At 73.7% G+C, this 16,430-nt stretch carries 14 protein-coding genes; 8 read left to right on the top strand and 6 right to left on the bottom strand.

The features are described from left to right. Positions 1-62: 62 nt before the first annotated feature. From ACWIGU_RS02325 to ACWIGU_RS02335, 3 genes are all read right to left on the bottom strand, one after another. A complete protein-coding gene (locus ACWIGU_RS02325; protein ID WP_454396535.1) occupies positions 63-1,448 on the bottom strand; it encodes an amino acid permease in 1,386 nt (461 codons plus the stop codon). Positions 1,449-1,534: 86 nt separating this feature from the next. Then, on the bottom strand, positions 1,535-3,655 hold the full coding sequence (locus tag ACWIGU_RS02330; RefSeq protein ID WP_454397243.1) for an alkaline phosphatase family protein: 2,121 nt from the start codon (positions 3,653-3,655) through the stop codon (positions 1,535-1,537). 170 nt (positions 3,656-3,825) lie between these two features. Beyond that, positions 3,826-4,257, bottom strand: coding sequence for a hypothetical protein (locus ACWIGU_RS02335; protein ID WP_356271779.1), 432 nt, complete (start codon positions 4,255-4,257; stop codon positions 3,826-3,828). A gap of 83 nt (positions 4,258-4,340) precedes the next feature. On the opposite strand from ACWIGU_RS02335, the gene ACWIGU_RS02340 reads away from it, so the two are divergent. Beyond that, positions 4,341-5,114, top strand: coding sequence for an MBL fold metallo-hydrolase (locus ACWIGU_RS02340; RefSeq protein ID WP_454396537.1), 774 nt, complete (start codon positions 4,341-4,343; stop codon positions 5,112-5,114). Further along, on the top strand, positions 5,111-5,812 hold the full coding sequence (locus ACWIGU_RS02345) for a DedA family protein (protein ID WP_454396539.1): 702 nt from the start codon (positions 5,111-5,113) through the stop codon (positions 5,810-5,812). Before ACWIGU_RS02340 ends, ACWIGU_RS02345 begins: the two co-directional genes overlap by 4 nt. On the opposite strand, the gene ACWIGU_RS02350 is transcribed toward ACWIGU_RS02345, so the two are convergent. From ACWIGU_RS02350 to ACWIGU_RS02360, 3 genes are all read right to left on the bottom strand, one after another. Continuing rightward, positions 5,792-6,817 (bottom strand): MBL fold metallo-hydrolase, encoded by a 1,026-nt coding sequence (locus ACWIGU_RS02350; RefSeq protein ID WP_454396541.1) that lies wholly within the window; start codon positions 6,815-6,817, stop codon positions 5,792-5,794. The two genes, ACWIGU_RS02345 and ACWIGU_RS02350, sit on opposite strands and share 21 nt — an antisense overlap. Next, positions 6,814-8,073 (bottom strand): aminotransferase class I/II-fold pyridoxal phosphate-dependent enzyme, encoded by a 1,260-nt coding sequence (locus ACWIGU_RS02355; protein WP_454396543.1) that lies wholly within the window; start codon positions 8,071-8,073, stop codon positions 6,814-6,816. The genes ACWIGU_RS02350 and ACWIGU_RS02355 overlap by 4 nt, the downstream gene beginning before the upstream one ends. A gap of 232 nt (positions 8,074-8,305) precedes the next feature. Then, positions 8,306-9,937 (bottom strand): ATP-binding cassette domain-containing protein, encoded by a 1,632-nt coding sequence (locus ACWIGU_RS02360; protein ID WP_454396545.1) that lies wholly within the window; start codon positions 9,935-9,937, stop codon positions 8,306-8,308. A 92-nt stretch (positions 9,938-10,029) separates the two neighbouring features. On the opposite strand from ACWIGU_RS02360, the gene ACWIGU_RS02365 reads away from it, so the two are divergent. The 6 genes from ACWIGU_RS02365 to ACWIGU_RS02390 all read left to right on the top strand — a co-directional run bounded on the left by ACWIGU_RS02365 (position 10,030) and on the right by ACWIGU_RS02390 (position 16,426). Then, on the top strand, positions 10,030-11,535 hold the full coding sequence (locus ACWIGU_RS02365; protein ID WP_454396547.1) for a phosphatase PAP2 family protein: 1,506 nt from the start codon (positions 10,030-10,032) through the stop codon (positions 11,533-11,535). Positions 11,536-11,644: 109 nt separating this feature from the next. Continuing rightward, positions 11,645-12,484, top strand: coding sequence for a class I SAM-dependent methyltransferase (locus ACWIGU_RS02370; protein ID WP_454396549.1), 840 nt, complete (start codon positions 11,645-11,647; stop codon positions 12,482-12,484). 116 nt (positions 12,485-12,600) lie between these two features. Next, the gene (locus ACWIGU_RS02375; protein WP_356271794.1) at positions 12,601-12,954 is read left to right on the top strand and encodes a VOC family protein; all 354 of its coding nucleotides are present in this window, start codon (positions 12,601-12,603) and stop codon (positions 12,952-12,954) included. 62 nt (positions 12,955-13,016) lie between these two features. Beyond that, entirely contained in the window at positions 13,017-13,802 is a 786-nt protein-coding gene (locus ACWIGU_RS02380) for a GntR family transcriptional regulator (RefSeq protein ID WP_454396551.1), read from the top strand. 144 nt (positions 13,803-13,946) lie between these two features. Beyond that, positions 13,947-15,245, top strand: a complete 1,299-nt coding sequence (locus tag ACWIGU_RS02385; RefSeq protein ID WP_454396553.1) for an amidohydrolase family protein — start codon at positions 13,947-13,949, stop codon at positions 15,243-15,245. Next, entirely contained in the window at positions 15,242-16,426 is a 1,185-nt protein-coding gene (locus ACWIGU_RS02390) for an amidohydrolase (RefSeq protein ID WP_454396555.1), read from the top strand. The genes ACWIGU_RS02385 and ACWIGU_RS02390 overlap by 4 nt, the downstream gene beginning before the upstream one ends. Positions 16,427-16,430 lie beyond the last annotated feature (4 nt).

Genomic DNA, 16,430 nt, shown 5'->3' on the forward strand with positions numbered 1-16,430 from the left:
CGTTGGGCACCATCCGACCATACCCGGACCGCTTATGGCGGGAATGCGCACAGGGCACGGAATCAGTCGGTGGTGTCCCCGGCGGTGCGCTTCTTGCGGGCCGCCATCCACGCGTAGACGAGGACTCCGGCGAAGAGGAACAGGACGCCCTGGTAGACGGCCGCGTATCCGGCGCCGCCGACCAGCCACAGCGAGAAGCCGAACGCGGCGAGGGCGAGCACGAGGTCGCGGGCCAGGCGCGGGCCGCTGACGCGGTGGCCCTGTCCGGACAGCAGGAAGTAGATCTGGGCGGCGGTGGCGAGGAGGTAGGGGACGGTCGCGGTGAACGTGGTGACGAGGACGAGCGTCTCGAAGACCCCGGCCGAGCCCGCCGTGTAGTTGTAGACGGTCAGGAGCGAGGCGAGGGTGACGGCGACGAGGACGCCGGCGGTCGGGGTGCCGCGCTTCTTCTTGGTGAACACGGCGGGGAACAGGCCGTCCTTGGCGGCGGCGTACGGGGTCTGGGCGCTCAGGAGCGTCCAGCCGTTCAGGGCGCCGAGCATGGAGACGAGCGCGGCGATCGCTACGGCGGTGCCGCCCCAGGTGCCGCCGAACATGGCGTTGACGGCGTCGGAGAAGGGCGCGCTGGAGTCGACGAGCCGGTCGTGGGCGACGGTCCCGAAGACGGCGAGGGTGCACAGCAGGTAGAGGAGGGCGGCGAGGCCGGTGCCGAGGACGGTGGCGCGGCCCACGTTGCGCTCGGGGTCGCGGACCTCGCCGGCGCTGACCGAGGCGGACTCGACGCCGAGGTAGCTGAAGAGCAGGATCGCGGCGGACGCGGAGACGGCGCCGAGCGAGGAGTCGCCGCTCGCCCGGAACGGCCCGAGGTTGTCGGCGTGGAAGAAGAACAGGCCGCCGACGGCGACGAGGAGCAGCGGCGCGAACTTCAGGACGGTCGACACGAGCTGCACCGCGCCGACGTAGCGGGTGCCCGCGAGGTTGGCGAGGGCGGGCAGCCACTGGACGGTGAGCGCGGCGACGATGGTCCAGAACGTGGAGCCGTGGATGGGCAGGAGCACGTCGAGGTAGCCGACGGCGGCCACGGCGAGCGCCGCGTTCGACACCCAGGTGGTGATCCAGTACGACCAGGAGGCCAGGAACCCGGCGAAGTCGCCGAACGCTTCGCGCGCGTAGACGTAGGGTCCGCCGGTCTGCGGATGGCGGCGGGCGAGGCGGCCGAAGACGAGCGCGAGCGCGATGGCTCCGACGGTCAGGACGCCGAACGCGACGAGGCTGATGGTGCCGAAGGGGGCGACGGAGGCCGGGAGCAGGAAGATGCCGCCGCCGATGATGTTGCCCATCACGAGGGCGGTGGCGATGGGGAGCCCGAAGCGGCGGGCGTGCTTGCTGGGGAGCTCTTCGTGCTGCGGGGCCGGAGCCGGCTTCGTCACGGTTCCGGTGTGGGGCATGGGGTGGTGCGCCTCTCTCGTGCGGGCGCCGACCGGGATCGCCGGGCGACGTCCCATGGTCGACCCCCGGCACACATCGGTCAAAATCAGGCTGATTTGTCCTGCGGAGTGACCGTTGCGACCGTAAATGATGCGTCGGAGGCGGGCTCGTGCCGGGATTTGTCCAGCGGGACCTGAGGGCCGCAGCCCTCGCGCAGCCAGCGGCGGAGCACGTGATGGACCTGCTGGGCGCCCACCAGTTCGACGCCCTCGGCGACCGGCGGCGAGAAGACCTTCGGAGCGAGCAGGAACGCGTGTCCCTGGGCGCCGCCGAGGCCTCCGTGGGAGCCGATCTGCTCCTCGAAGGCGAGCACTTCGCCCTCGGCCGGGTCGTACCAGGAGTTCACCATGATGTCGGCGGTGTGCGGGAAGGAGTCGGTGCGGCGGACGGCGTCGGCGGCGTGCGCGCCGAAGTCGGCCAGGGGCCCGGGGCGGTCGTCGAGGTCGGCCAGAGGGATCTCGGCGCCGCGCGCGCCGAGGACGACGGCGCCGTGCTCCTCGCTGCGTACCAGCAGGAAGCCGATGCCGGGGTGGTTGGCGAGGGTCGTCAGGAGCGCCGGGTGGCGGGCGTCGATCTCCTCCTTGCTCATGCGGTGCGGCACGTCGGGGAAGGAGACCAGGCCGAGGTTGCCGGAGGCGAGGACGATCGGCTCGGAGCGGCGCGACGCGGGGCGGTCCTCCTCGCCGCCCTCCTCGACGGGCCGGCGCAGCGCGGCCCTGACGGCGGAGCGGGCCTCGGCGCCGGTTGGGGTCTCCCCTGGACGAGCGAAGCCGAGAGCTTGGGGAAGGGTGCGCCGGGCCCGGCGCGGCACGGGCAGGCCGCAGCCCGCCCGGACGAGGTCCTGGAGGCCGAGCCCGTAGCGGGCGCGGAACGTCTCACCGGGGCTCTGCCCGTGGTCGGACAGGACGACGATCCGGTAGCGGCGCGGGGCGTGCTCGGCGACCTTCGCGATCAGCGCGAGGGAGCGGTCGAGGCGTGCGAGGACCTTTTCGGCGTCGCGGCTGGCGGGCCCGGAGTGGTGGGCGACCTCGTCGTACGCGACGAGGTCCGCGTAGACCGCGCTGCGGCCCGCGAGCATGTCGCCGATGACCGCGGCGACGACGACGTCCCGCTCCACGACGGTCGCGAAGGCGCGGATGAACGGGTAGAGCCCGCCGCGGCCGACGCGGGGGCGCTGCCGGGTCAGGCGGGCCCGGGTGGACTGGCCGATCTCGCGGCCGGCCTCGGCGACGAAGGACAGGGCGGTGCGCACGGCGTTCGCCGGGTCGCTGAAGTACGCGAAGTACCCGGAGCGCGAGCGGTTCTCCTTGCCGCGGCGGGCCGCGACGGACAGCACGAGGGCGACCTGTTCGGCGCCTCCGCTGAAGAGGTTGCCGCGGCTGGCGCCGTCCAGGGTGAGCAGGCCGCCGTCGCCGGTGTGCTCGATGGCGCGGCGCTGGAGTTCGGCGGCGCTGGTGGGCCGGTTGGAGACCTGAACCTCGCGGGTGTCCTTCTCGTACCAGCGGAACGCGGGCACGTCGTAGTTGCTGCCGTGCAGGATGCCGAGCTGGCTGGCGCCCGTCTGGCTGGACCAGTCGGTGCGCCAGGGTGTGAGGCGGTGGGTGCCGGCGCCGAGCCAGGCGCCGACGGTCGGCATCACGTCCCGGTCCACGGCGTCGCGCAGGACGTCGTGGCCGACGCCGTCGAGCTGGAGGAAGACGGTGCCGGGGGTGGACGGTCCCGCTCCGGCGCTCCCTCTGCGGCGACGCCGGTCGGCGAGGCGGTACAGGCGGCGGCGGTAGGCGTCGTCGTCGCGTACGGCGAGGGCTCCCCCGGTGGCGGACGCCACCGCGGACATCACGGCGGCGACCACGACGGCGGTCTCGGGGTTCGCCTCGCCCCGGCCGTCGGGGACGATGGCCAGGGCGAAGAGCAGCAGTCCGCCGTTGAGGAAGAAGACGACGAGGCCGAGGACCAGCGCGGGCACCAGGAGCAGGGCGCGCACGAGGAGCGGCCACACCAGCACGGACAGGACGGCGAAGGCCCCCGCGCCGAGCGCGGCGGTGACGCCGATCCGGGTGGCGCTGTCGCCGTTGTCCGACTGGAGCTTGAAGTCCGGCAGGATCCCGGCGAGCACGAGCATCGTGACGGTGCTGACCGCCCACACCGCGATCGACCGCCAGCACATGCTGACGAACCGCCGCCAACGCCCCTCGCCCACGCCTCGCTCACCCTCTCGCCGTCACGTCGTCGACCCCGCGCCAAGCGTGTCATATGAGCGCGATACGTCCGGGTTCTCCCCTGACTGCGAACACAGGTGCCCGGCGCGGGGCGGCGCGGGACGCCCGTGGTGCCGGCTCAGCAGCCGTCGTATCCGGCCGTCGGCATCGACATCCGGCGGTGGACGCGCTTCTTCATCTCCGCGTCGTACGACGGCTCGGCGAGGCCCGCGGTCTCCAGGCGGACGCCGCGGCGCTCGCACTCGGCCGTGAACTCGTCGACCGAGCGCAGCGCGGCCCGCAGGACCCGCTCGCTCGGGGCGACGAACAGGTCGACGAGGCCCGCGTCGACGTCCGCCCACAGCACGCCGTGGTCGGAGCGCAGTGAGTGGACGAGGAGTTCTCTGGTCACGACGTAGCCCCGGTCGGCGGCCCAGCGGGCGCACATGGCGTGCTGGCTGCGTGAATCCACGAGGAAGGGGTCGGCGTCCAGCTCCTCCAGCGGCGTCAGGCTGGCGATCGCCGTGACGCGGACCGCGCCGGCCGCGGTCTCTCCCGCCGTTTCACCCATGGTGTCCCCCTCACCTCCGGATTTCCCGACGACCCTACTCCTGCCCGTAGGCTCGGGGGAGTCGCACGGAGGAGGTCCTGGAGGTGCCGGTGGAGATCACCTGGTGGGGCCACGCCACCTGCACGGTCGAGGACTCGGGACTCCGTGTGCTGACCGACCCGCTCTTCACGCGCCGCCTCGCCCATCTGCGCCGGCGCCGCGGGGCGCCCCCGCCGCCCGAGGCCGCCGTCGCCGACGTCGTCCTCGTCTCCCATCTGCACGCCGACCATCTGCACGTCCCGTCCCTGGCCCGGCTCGCGCCCGGCACCCGGGTCCTGCTCCCGCGAGGGGCCCGGCGCGCGGTGCCCGGCCTGCGCAGGCTCACGCATCTGCGGCTCACGGAGGTCGAGCCGGGCACCCGCGTGGAGGTGGGCGCCCTCGTCATACGCGCCGTGCCCGCCTCGCACGACGGGCGGCGCATCCCGGTGGGACCGCACCGCTCCCCCGCGCTCGGGTTCGTGGTGAGCGGCGAGGCCCGTACCTACTTCGCGGGCGACACCGGGCTCTTCGACTCCATGGCGGACGCGGTGGGCGAGGTGGATGTGGCGCTCCTGCCGGTCGGGGGGTGGGGGCCCTGGCTCGGGCCGCACCACCTGGACGCGGGCCGCGCCGCCGAGGCGCTCGCCCGGATCGCGCCGCGCAGCGCCGTGCCGGTGCACTACGGGACGTACTGGCCGATCGGCATGGACGCGGTGCGGCCGCATGAATTCCACACGCCGGGCGAGGAGTTCGTGCGGCGCTCCGCCCAGCTGGCGCCCGAGGTGACGGTGCATCTGCTCGGTCACGGTGAGAGTGTGCGGCCGGAGGTCGCCAGGTGAGTCCGGTCAGTGGCGCCGGCCACGAGCTGCTCGCCGCCGCGGTGACGCACGCGCCGCCGGAGTCCACCCAACAGGCCGTCGGATACCCGTCGTTGTTCCTGCTGATCGTGATCGGGGCGCTGGTGCCGGTCATCCCCACGGGGGCGCTCGTCAGCTCGGCGGCCGTGGTCGCCTTTCATCAGACGGCGCCGTTCTCACTGCTCCTGGTGTTCGCTGTCTCCGCGTTCGCGGCGTTCCTCGGCGATGTGGCGCTGTACTGGCTGGGGCAGCGCGGGATGGGTTCCAAATTGGGGTCTCCCCTGCTCGAGCGCAGTCGAGAGCTTGGGGAAGGCTCCAAGTGGCTGGCCGCCATTCGCGAACGGGCGCCCGAGGAACGGCTCGCGCAGGCGCAGGACAAACTCGCCGACCACGGGGTGATGGTGCTCGTCCTGTCCCGGCTCGTGCCCGCCGGGCGCATCCCCGTGATGCTGGCGTGCCTGATGGCGAGGATGCCGCTGCGGCAGTTCGCCCGCGGGGACGTCCCGGCGTGCCTGGCCTGGGCCGTGACGTATCAGCTCATCGGCATCCTCGGCGGCTCCCTGTTCGGTGAGCCGTGGGAGGGCGTCGTGGCGGCGGTCGCCCTGACGCTGGTGATCAGCGCGGCGCCCGCCGTGTGGCGGCGGGCGCGCGGGGGCCGCTCAGACGGTCAGCACGCGTGAGGCGCCGACCGGCAGGTCCCACAGGTCCTTGCGCGCGAGTCCCGCTTTCTGCCAGGCGGCCCGTACGCGCGTGAGGGGTTCGAGGACCGGCTCGGCCGAGAGCAGGAACGTGGCCCAGTGCATGGGCGCCATACGGCGCGCGCCCACGTCCTGCGCGGCCTGCACCGCATCCTCCGGGTCGCAGTGGACGTCCTTCAGCCACCAGCGCGGCTCGTAGGCGCCGATGGGCAGGAGCGCCAGGTCGATGCCGGGGTAGCGGCTGCCGATCTCCGAGAACCAGTGGCCGTATCCGGTGTCCCCCGCGAAGTAGACCCGCTGTCCCTCCAGGTCGGTGAGGACCCAGCCGCCCCACAGGGTGCGGCAGGTGTCGACGAGGCTGCGCTTGGACCAGTGGTGCGCCGGGACGAAGTCGAAGCGCACGCCGTCCAGTTCCGCCGCCTCCCACCAGTCGAGCTCCGTGACGCGGGTGAAGCGGCGGCGGGTGAACCAGCGGCCGAGTCCGGCGGGGACGAACACGGGTGTGTCCCTCGGGAGCCTTTTGAGGGTGGGGGCGTCCAGGTGGTCGTAGTGGTTGTGGCTGATGACGACGGCATCGACGGGCGGCAGGGCGCTCCAGGCGACGCCGGCCGGGGTGACGCGGGCCGGGGTGCCGAGGATCTTGCGGGACCAGACCGGGTCGGTGAGCACGGTGAGGCCGCCTATGCGCAGCACCCAACTGGCGTGCCCCGCCCAGCTGACGGCGACGGTACGGGCGTCCACGGCCGGCAGCGGTCCGGGCTCGAACGGCAGGGCCGCGATTTCCTTCAGCGCGTCGGGCGGCGGACGCAGCGCGCCCTCCCTGGCGAACCGGGCGAAGGCGCGCAGTCCGGGCAGCGGCGCCGTCAGGCGGTCGGCGAACGACTTGGGCCACATACGTCCCCCGCCGAGCGGCTTCGGCTCGGCGAGGGGTACGAAGGACGCGGGGGCATCAGCTCGCTGTGCCGTCGACTCGGACTGCTGCGTCATCGAGGACTCTCCCATCCCTTGACGTCGGCCCTGAGATCGTCGAGAGCCGACTCCAACATGCTCAACGCGCGCTGTACGTGCGGCAATTCCAGAGGTTCCGGCGTGGTGAGAGACGTCATGCGCTCCTTGGGGGTTGAGCCGAGGAAGGGGCCGGTGGACAGGCGTACCCGCAGCGCGGCGAGGTCGTCGCCGAAGCGGTGGCCGCCGGGGGTGGGCATGCCGAGCCGCTCGGAGAGCCGGTCCTCCAGATCCTGGGCGTCGCCGACGCCGCGGGCGGCGAGCGCGGGGCGCAGCCGGTCCAGGTCCGCGTACAGCTGGCGGCCGGCTTCGGGCGGCCGGGCGAGTCCGCCGGAGAGGAGCACCGCGCGGTGCACGGCGGCGGCCACGCGCGCGTGGAGCGCGGTCGTGGCGCGCAGGCGCGCGGTGATCCCGGCGGGCTCGCCGAGCGCGTACGTCGCCCCCGCCGCGGCGGGGGCCGAGAGGACCGCGCCGAGCGCGGTGAGGATGTCCAGGACGCGGGCGCGCAGCGCGGCTCCGCGCGCGGTGGCGGGGAGGCGGGCGACGGCCGCGGGCAGGCCGGGCGGCAGGTAGGCGCCGGTGAGGTCGGTGACGACGGTGACGTGGTCGGGCAGCATCTCGGCGGGGCCGATCATGACGGTGGCCCGGGCCGGGTCGTGGTGCAGGGTGTCGCGCCAGGTCTCGTCGCTGACGATGTGCAGGCCCTCCTCCGCGGCGGCCTCGACCGCCTCGTGCAGGATCTCGGGCGGCGGCACGGTCCCGGTCGGGTCGTCGGCGACGGACAGGACGAGGAGCCGCGGGTCGCCGCCCTCGGCGCGGACGCGGCGCGCGGTTTCGAGGAGGGCGTACGGATCGGGGACGCCGCCGCACTCGGCGGGCGTCGCCACGTGGAAGACGGACCGGCCCTGGAGCCGTGCCTGGGGCTCCCACCAGGCCGGGCAGGGCCGGGTCAGCAGCACGTCGCCGCCGATCGCGGCGGTCAGCGCGAGGAGCAGGGGTACGCCGCCGGGCGCGGCCGCGGTGCCGCCCGGTTCGGTGGGCAGTCCGCGGCGCTGCCAGTAGCCACAGGCGGCGTCGAGGAGGGCGGGGGAGCCGCCGGGCGGTTCCGGGGCCGCCGGGTCCGCGGCGGCGGCCGCGGCGGCCAGCTCGGGCAGGACGGGAAGGCCGTCGTCCGGCAGCGGCGGCCCGTACCGGACGGGCCCGCGCCCCTCCAGGATCCCGTGGTCGTTCCCCCGCATGTGCCACCTCCACGCGCTGCCAGTCCGCACTGCCGGGACCTCATGGGCACCTCCTACCCTCCCCAGCCTCTCCCGAGCCGCACACTCGCGCGCGGCCTGCACGGGAGGGACGGTGGCCGCGTCCCGGGAGCGTGAGCACGTGGGAATGCCGCGAGGGGCGGGTCGCGCGGAGCTGGGCCGAGCGGGTGACGGGGCGCCGGCGGGGGCGGCGACGGTCACCCGCGCGCGTCCGTCACCCCCGCGCCCGCTCCACCCTGCGCTCGTCCCAGACGGGTTCGTCGGACTCGCGCAGCCGGCCGTCGCTGCCGAAGACGAGGTAGCGGTCGAAGGAGCGCGCGAACCAGCGGTCGTGCGTGACGGCGAGGACCGTGCCGTCGAACGCCTCAAGGCCCTCCTGGAGCGCCTCGGCGGACTCCAGGTCGAGGTTGTCCGTCGGCTCGTCGAGCAGGAGCGCCGTCACTCCGGCCAGTTCGAGCAGCAGGATCTGGAAGCGGGCCTGCTGGCCGCCCGAGAGCCGCTCGAACTTCTGCTCGGCCTGGGCCGTCAGCTCGTAGCGCCGCAGCCGTCCCATCGCCGCGCCGCGGTCCTTGGCGTGGTCGAGCCAGAGGATGTCGAGCAGGGTGCGGCCCTGGAGCTCGGGGTGGGCGTGGGTCTGGGCGAAGTGGCCGGGCACGACGCGCGCGCCGAGCTTCCACTCCCCCGTGTGCGCGACCGTGTCGTCGGGGTTCCCGGCGAGCAGGCGCAGGAAGTGCGACTTGCCCGAGCCGTTCGAGCCGAGGACCGCGACCCGCTCGCCGTAGAAGACCTCCAGGTCGAACGGCTGCATGAGACCGGTCAGCTCGAGGCCCTTGCAGGTGATGGCCCGCACCCCGGTCCGGCCGCCGTGCAGGCGCATGGTGATGTCCTGCTCGCGCGGCGGCTCGGGCGGGGGACCCGCCTCCTCGAACTTGCGCAGGCGGGTCTGCGCCGCCGCGTAGCGGGACGCCATCTCGTGGCTGACCGCGGCCGCCTGCCGCAGGTTGAGGACGAGCTTCTTCAGCTGGGCGTGCTTCTCGTCCCAGCGCCTGCGCAGCTCCTCGAAGCGCGCGAACCGCTCGCGCCGCGCCTCGTGGTACGTCGCGAAGCCGGCGCCGTGCACCCAGGCGTCGGCGCCGGCGGGGCCCGGCTCGACGCTGACGATCTTCTCGGCGGAGCGGGCGAGCAGCTCCCGGTCGTGGGAGACGAACAGGACCGTCTTACGGGTCTCGCGCAGCTTCTCCTCCAGCCAGCGCTTGCCGGGTACGTCGAGATAGTTGTCCGGCTCGTCGAGGAGGAGGACCTCGTCGGTGCCGCGCAGGAGCGCTTCGAGGACGAGTCGTTTCTGCTCGCCGCCGGACAGGGTGCGGACCTCGCGGAACTGGGCCGAGTCGTACGGGATGCCGAGGGCGGCCGTGGTGCACATGTCCCAGACCGTCTCCGCTTCGTAGCCGCGGGCCTCGGCCCAGTCGGACAGGGCCTGCGCGTACTCGAGCTGCGCGGCTTCGTCGTCGACGGTCATGATCAGGTGCTCGGCCTTGTCGACGGCCTTCGCCGCCTCCCTGATCCGCGGGGTCGCCACCGATACGAGCAGGTCACGCACGGTCGTCTCGTCGCGCACCGAGCCGACGAACTGCGACATGACGCCGAGCCCGCCGCCGACGGTGACGGTGCCGCCGTGCGGCTTCAGCTCGCCGGAGATCAGCTTGAGGAGCGTCGTCTTTCCCGCGCCGTTCGGCCCGACGAGGGCGACCACGGACCCCTCCCCGACCCGGAAGGAGACATCACCGAGCAGCGCCCGCCCGTCCGGCAAGTAGTACTCGAGGTGCGCGGCTTCCAGATGTCCCATGGTCCGCATTGTGGGCGCCCGGCCGGGTGAGGAGCAAAACGATTTCGGCACGCCCCCGGGGTGCGGGGGCCCGCGGCGGGTACACGTGCGCAATGTGCGCTGATCTCGACCATCTGACGACCTGGTGGACCGCGCCCCCTCCGGGCCCCGGCCTGCGTGGCCGGCTCGCCGCCCTTGACCTGCGCGTTTTCGAGTATGCGGCGCGCCGGCACTGGCCCGGCGGCGACCGTGTCCTGCCCCGGCTGAGCCGCAGCGCGAACCATGGGGTGCTGTGGTTCGCGGTGGCGGGGGCACTGGCGGCGGGCGGTTCGCCGAAGGCCCGCCGCGCCGCCGTGCGCGGGGTCGCCTCGCTCGCCGTGGCCTCCGTGACGATCAACACGCTCGGGAAGCGTTCCGTGCGCAGGCCGCGGCCCGTGCTCGACCCGGTGCCGCTGGTGCGGCGCCTGAAGCGGCAGCCCGTCACGACGTCGTTCCCGTCCGGGCACGCGGCGTCGGCGGCCGCCTTCGCCGCGGGCGTCGCGCTGGAGTCCCGCCCGCTGGGCGCGCTGGTGGCGCCCCTCGCGCTCTCCGTCGCCGCGTCCCGTGTCTATACGGGCGCGCACTTCCCGGGCGATGTCCTCGCGGGCGCCGCGCTCGGGGCGGGCGCGGCCTACGCGGTACGGGGCCTCGTGCCGACCCGCGACCAGATGCCGTCGCCGGGCCGGCCGCTGGTGGACGACGTGCCGAAGCTGCCCGGCGGTGAGGGCCTGGTGATGGTGGTCAACACCGGTGCGGGCAGTCCGGACCAGGCGCGGACGCTGCGCGGCCTGCTGCCGCGCGCCGAGATCGTCGAGGCCGGGGGGTCCGATCTGCCCGCCGCGCTGGAGAAGGCGGCGGCCCGGGCACGGGCGCTCGGGGTGTGCGGCGGGGACGGCACGGTGAACACCGCGGCGGGCGTCGCCCTGCGCCACGGTCTGCCGCTCGCCGTCCTTCCCGGCGGCACGCTCAACCACTTCGCGTACGACCTGGGGATCGAGGACCCGGGCGATCTGTCGCGGGCCGTCGAGGCGGGCGACGCCGTGGCGGTCGACGTCGGCCGCTTCCGGTCGTCGGCCACCTCCGGGATCTTCCTCAACACCTTCAGCCTGGGCGTGTACCCGGAGCTGGTGAAGGAGCGCGAGCGCTGGTCGCGGCGGATCGGCGGACGGCTCGCCGACGTGGTGGCCGCCACGCACGTGCTGCGCCGCGACCACCCGCTGCAGGCCGAACTGGACGGTACGCGGCGGCCGTTGTGGATGGTGTTCGCCGGGAACTGCACGTACCGCCGGATGGGGCTCACGGCGGGCCGGCGCGCGGATCTCGCGGACGGCCTGCTCGACGTGCGCGTGGTGCACGGCGGCCGGCTGCCGGGCGTACGTCTCCTGGCTGCGGCGTTGGCGGGGCCGCTGTCCCGCTCCCCGTTCCACGCCGCGGTCCGGCGCACGCAGCTGCGCATGGACCGCATCCACCCCGGCACACCGCTGGCCTTCGACGGTGAAGTCGGGTCGTGCGGACGGGAGTTGACCATCGACAAGCAGCACGAGGCACTGCGGGTCTACCGGCCGCTGACCATACTGTGACAGCACGAGTCGCGTCCATATCATGAGATGGACATCTCAATATTCGGCATGGCGGCGTACGGTGATCTCACTGGGTTCACCGCTCACCGATCTTGCGAAGGGGTCCGGCATGGCGAAGGAGACCGCCGTCTACACGCACGGCCACCACGAGTCCGTACTGCGCTCCCACACCTGGCGCACCGCCGCCAACTCGGCGGCGTATCTGCTCGGTTCGCTGAAGCCGCACATGAAGATCCTGGACATCGGGTGCGGCCCGGGGACCATCACCGCCGACCTGGCGGCGCTGGTCCCCGAGGGGCACGTCACCGGCGTGGACCAGGCCGCGGGGATCCTCGACCAGGCCAGGGCGACGGCGGCCGAACGCGGCCTGACCAACGTCGACTTCGCGACGGCGGACGTCCACGCGCTGGACTACCCGGACGACACGTTCAACGTCGTGCACGCCCACCAGGTGCTCCAGCACGTCGGCGACCCGGTGCAGGCGCTGCGCGAGATGCGCCGCGTCACCAAGCCCACCGGTTTCATCGCCGTCCGCGATTCGGACTACGCGGCCATGACCTGGTATCCGAACGCGCCCGCCATGGACGACTGGCTGGACCTGTACCGGCGGGTCGCCCGCGCCAACGGCGGCGAACCGGACGCGGGCCGGCGTCTCAAGTCCTGGGCGCTGGAGGCCGGTTTCGCCCCGGCCGACATCAACGCGTCCTCCTCCACCTGGTGTTACTCCGCGCCCGACGAGGTCGAGTGGTGGAGCGGCCTGTGGGCGGACCGCACCGTGGCCTCCGGGTACGCCGACCGCGCCACGGAGAGCGGCCACGCGACAGCCGCCCGGCTGGAGGAGATCTCCGAGGCCTGGCGGACATGGGGGAAGCAGCCTGACGCCTGGTTCTCGGTGCTGCACGGCGAGCTCCTGTGCCGCAAGACGGATCACGGGGGCCAGCAGAGCTGAGCGGGGCGCCCGCGTCACCGTCCTCCCGGTGACGCGGGCGCGCCGCCTCATGACCGACCCCCGCCGTTCCCCGGAAGTGATCACGCGTCCGCGCGTGGCCAACTACGCTCACCGCTATGGAGATCCTGGGAACCACGCTGCGTATCTGCGTCGAGGACCTGGAGTCCTCGGTCGCGTTCTACGAACGGCTCGCGGGCAGCCGGGCCCTGCGCTTCGAGCGCGGCGGGGTCTCCGTCGCGGCGGTCGGCTGCTTCCTCCTGATGAGCGGGCCGAAGGAGGAGATCGACGTCCTGCGCAAGGTCTCGGCGACGATCGCCGTCCCGGACGTCGACGAGGCCCACGCCGTCCTCAGCGCGTCCGGAGCGCACGTCCTCGCGGGGCCGGTCCCGACGCCCGCGGGCCGCAACCTCATCGCGATGCACCCGGACGGCTCGGTCTTCGAGTATGCCGACCGGCAGGGCCAGGCCTGACGCGCGGTCGCGGGCCCGTCCCCGTATCCTCGCCCGGGCAGGTGGGAGCGAGGACGGTGGACATGGCGGGCAGCGACGACCACGGCGAGACCCGGGAGGCCGGGGAATCCGTGAAGAGCGGCGGCGCCCGCCCGCCGCTCGGCTCGCGCGCACGGGACGCGATCCGGCAGCGCGTCGTCGACCGGCGCTACCCGCAGGGCTCCCGGCTCGTCGAGCGCGAGATCGCCGAAGAGCTGCAGATGTCGCGCGTCCCCGTACGGGAGGCGCTGCGCTCGCTCGTCACCGAGGGCCTGCTCGAACTTCTGCCGCACAGCGGGGTACGCGTACGGCGGTTGGCGCGGGCCGACGTGGAGCATCTCTACGAGGTGTGGGAGCCGCTGGCCGTACAGGCCTCCCGGCTCGCGGCCCGGCGCGTCGCACGGGCCGCGCCGCAGGAGCCGGAGGGGCTGGACGCGCTGCGCGGGACGCTGGACGCGGCGGAGCGCGCGGCCGCGGCGGACGAGGGGGCGCGTGAGGTGGCCGCGCACACCGCTTTCCACGAGGGCATCGTGACCCTGTCCGGGAATCCGCTGCTGGCGCGCACCATGGAGCAGCTCGGCTGGCAGCTCCAGCTGCTGTTCGGCCTGCGCGAGGAACCCGCCCACATGCGGGCGCAGCATGCGGTGATCTTCCGGCACATCGTCGCGGGCGACGAGGAGACCGCCGCGGCGAGCACGCTGCTGCACGTGCGCGACAGCCGGTCGGTGGCGTTGCGCTCGCTCTTCGGCGACGAGGGCGATGACGGCCGGGGTGACGGCCGCGGTGACAGCCATGGAGACGACGCCACTTTGTATACCAGCCTCTACTAGTTCCTGCTCCGGTTGACCAGAATCCGGGAAGAACGTGCAGGTCCAGTCCCGAGCGGAATGGGCCCCTCCTTGCCCGCTCCCCCATCTTGGTATACAAAATGTCGGGCCACCCGATCCCTCCCGCCATCCGCCGAGGAGCCCCGCATGTGCGTCGAGAACTGCCCCCCGCCGTCGAACCGGCTGACCCGCCGAGGCGTACTCGCGGGTGCCGCCGCACTGGCGGGCACGACGGCCGCCCTCGCCGCCGCGCCCGGCGCGTCCGCTGCCGCCCCGATGACCCGCACGTCCGCCGCCCGCTCCGGGAGCGCCCCCCGCGGCGGTGACCTCGTCATCGACGGCGGCACGCTCCTCGACCCCGCGACGGGCGAGGTCACCGAGGACGCGGTGGTCGTCATCCGGGACGGCGTCGTCCGCGCGGCCGGCAAGCGCAAGAACGTAGACGTGCCCGCCGGCGTCACCGTCCTCGACGCGCAGGGCCGGTGGGTCCTGCCGGGTCTCGTCGACTCGCACATCCACCTGAACACCGCCGCCGAGGCCGCCAGGACCCTCGCGCTCGGCGCCACCACCGCGCGCAGCGGTTCGACGAACTTCTACCAGGACATCGCCGTCCGCGAGCTCTCCCGGCAGGCCCCCGGCCTGGCCCCCAGGCTGCGCGCGTCCGGCGTCTTCGTCACGCCCGACCTCGGTGACACGATCCTCGCGGACCCCGACCTCACCCCGCTCGCCCGCCTCAAGGGCGGCGTCACCTCGACCGAGGCGCTGCGCCGCGTCGTCGAGGTCAACCTGGCTCGTGGTGCCGACACCATCAAGACGCGCGTGAACCCGCGTGCCGGCCTGGCCGAGCAGGACCCTCTGGAGCAGGTCTACAGCCGCGAGCAGCTCTCCACGATCGTGGCCACCGCCCGCCGCGCCGGCAAGGACGTGCTGTGCCACAGCTACAGCGAGAAGGGCTGCCACGACGCCGTCATGGCCGGCGTCAGGTCCGTCGAGCACGGCGCGTTCATCAGTGAGCGGACCCTGCACGAGATGCGCCGCCGTGGTACGTACTTCACGCCCACGATGGTCGCGATCGGCGGCATGATCGGCGACCCCGACCCGGTTCTCGACGAGCGCGGCCGCACCTACCTGCCGAAGCTCAAGGCCGCCGCGAAGCTCGCCCACGAGCTGGGCGTGGGCCTGGTGTCCGGCACGGACTCGTCGGGCGGCTCGGTCGAGCCGATCGGCGCCGAGATCGAGATGATGCACTCGGCCGGTCTGTCCGCGCTCGACGCGATCCGCACCGCCACCACCAACGCGGCCCGTCTTCTCGGCTTCGAGGGCAGGGTGGGCCGCCTCGCGCGCGGTTACGCGGGCGACGCGATCCTGCTGTCCGGCAACCCGCTCGCCGACCTGTCGGTGCTGAAGAAGCCGGTGCGCGTCGTGCGTACGGGAGTCGCCGTATGACGGCCACCGTCTTCCGGAACGTACGCCCGCTCGGTGCGGCGGAGGCCGTGGACCTCACCGTCGTCGACGGGGTGATCGTCGACGCTCCCGCGCCCGAGGGTGCCGAGGCCGTCGACTGCGGCGGCCGGATCGCGCTGCCGACCCTGGTGGACGCGCACATCCACCCGGACAAGACCGCGTGGGGCGAGCCCTGGGTCTCGCGCAAGCCCGCGTCGGGGATCGCCGAATTCGCCGCTGCGGACGCCGAGTTGTACCGCTCGCAGACCACGCCCCTCAAGGACCGCGCCCAGCGCCTGATGGCGCACGCGGTCACCCGGGGCACCCGGGCGATGCGGGCCCATGTCGATGTCGCGCCCGCTTTCGGCCTCGCCGGTGTCGAGGGTGTCGGCGCCGCGCGTGAGGCGCTGCGGGACGCGGTCGACGTGCAGATCGTCGCGTTCCCGCAGCACGGCGTCCTGCGGGCGCCCGGCACCGCGCAGCTCCTGGAGGAGGCGGCCTGCACCGGTGGCATCGACATCGTGGGCGGCATCGACCCGATCGGCTTCGACGAGGCGCTCGACGCCCAGCTCGACCTGGTCTTCGGGATCGCCGACCGGCACGGGGTGGGCGTCGACATCCACCTCCACGACCGGTCCGTCCCCGGCGTGACCGCGGTGCACGCGATCATCGACCGGACCAGGGCGCTGTCCCTCCAGGGCAAGGTCAGCATCAGTCACGCGTTCTGCGTGCCCGGCCTCGAAGGCATCGAACTCGACCGCATGGGCGCCGAGTTGGCGGACGCGGGGATCTCCCTGACGACCGTGGCGCCGTCGCGGCCGCTGGTCCTGCCCACGCGCCGGCTGCGCGAGCTCGGGGTGCGGGTCGGGCTCGGTTCGGACGGGGTGCGCGACTCGTGGAGTCCGTTCGGCAACGCCGACATGCTGCACCGGGCGCACCTGCTCGCGCGGGCCCAAGGGGCGCGTCTGGACGAGGAGTTGGCCGACGCCTTCCGTGTCGCCGCCGATGACGGCGCCCGTGTCGTCGGCCTCCCCCACCTGGATCTGTCTCCCGGCTCACCGGCCGACTTCTTCCTGGTGCGCGGCGAGTGCCTGCCCCAGGTCGTGGTGGACCTGCCCGCGCGTGACCTGGTGGTCAGGGCGGGCCGGGTCGTGGCCAGGGACGGCGAGCTGCTGCTCCCCTGACCGC

This window comes from Streptomyces sp. NPDC055400 (assembly GCF_053644375.1).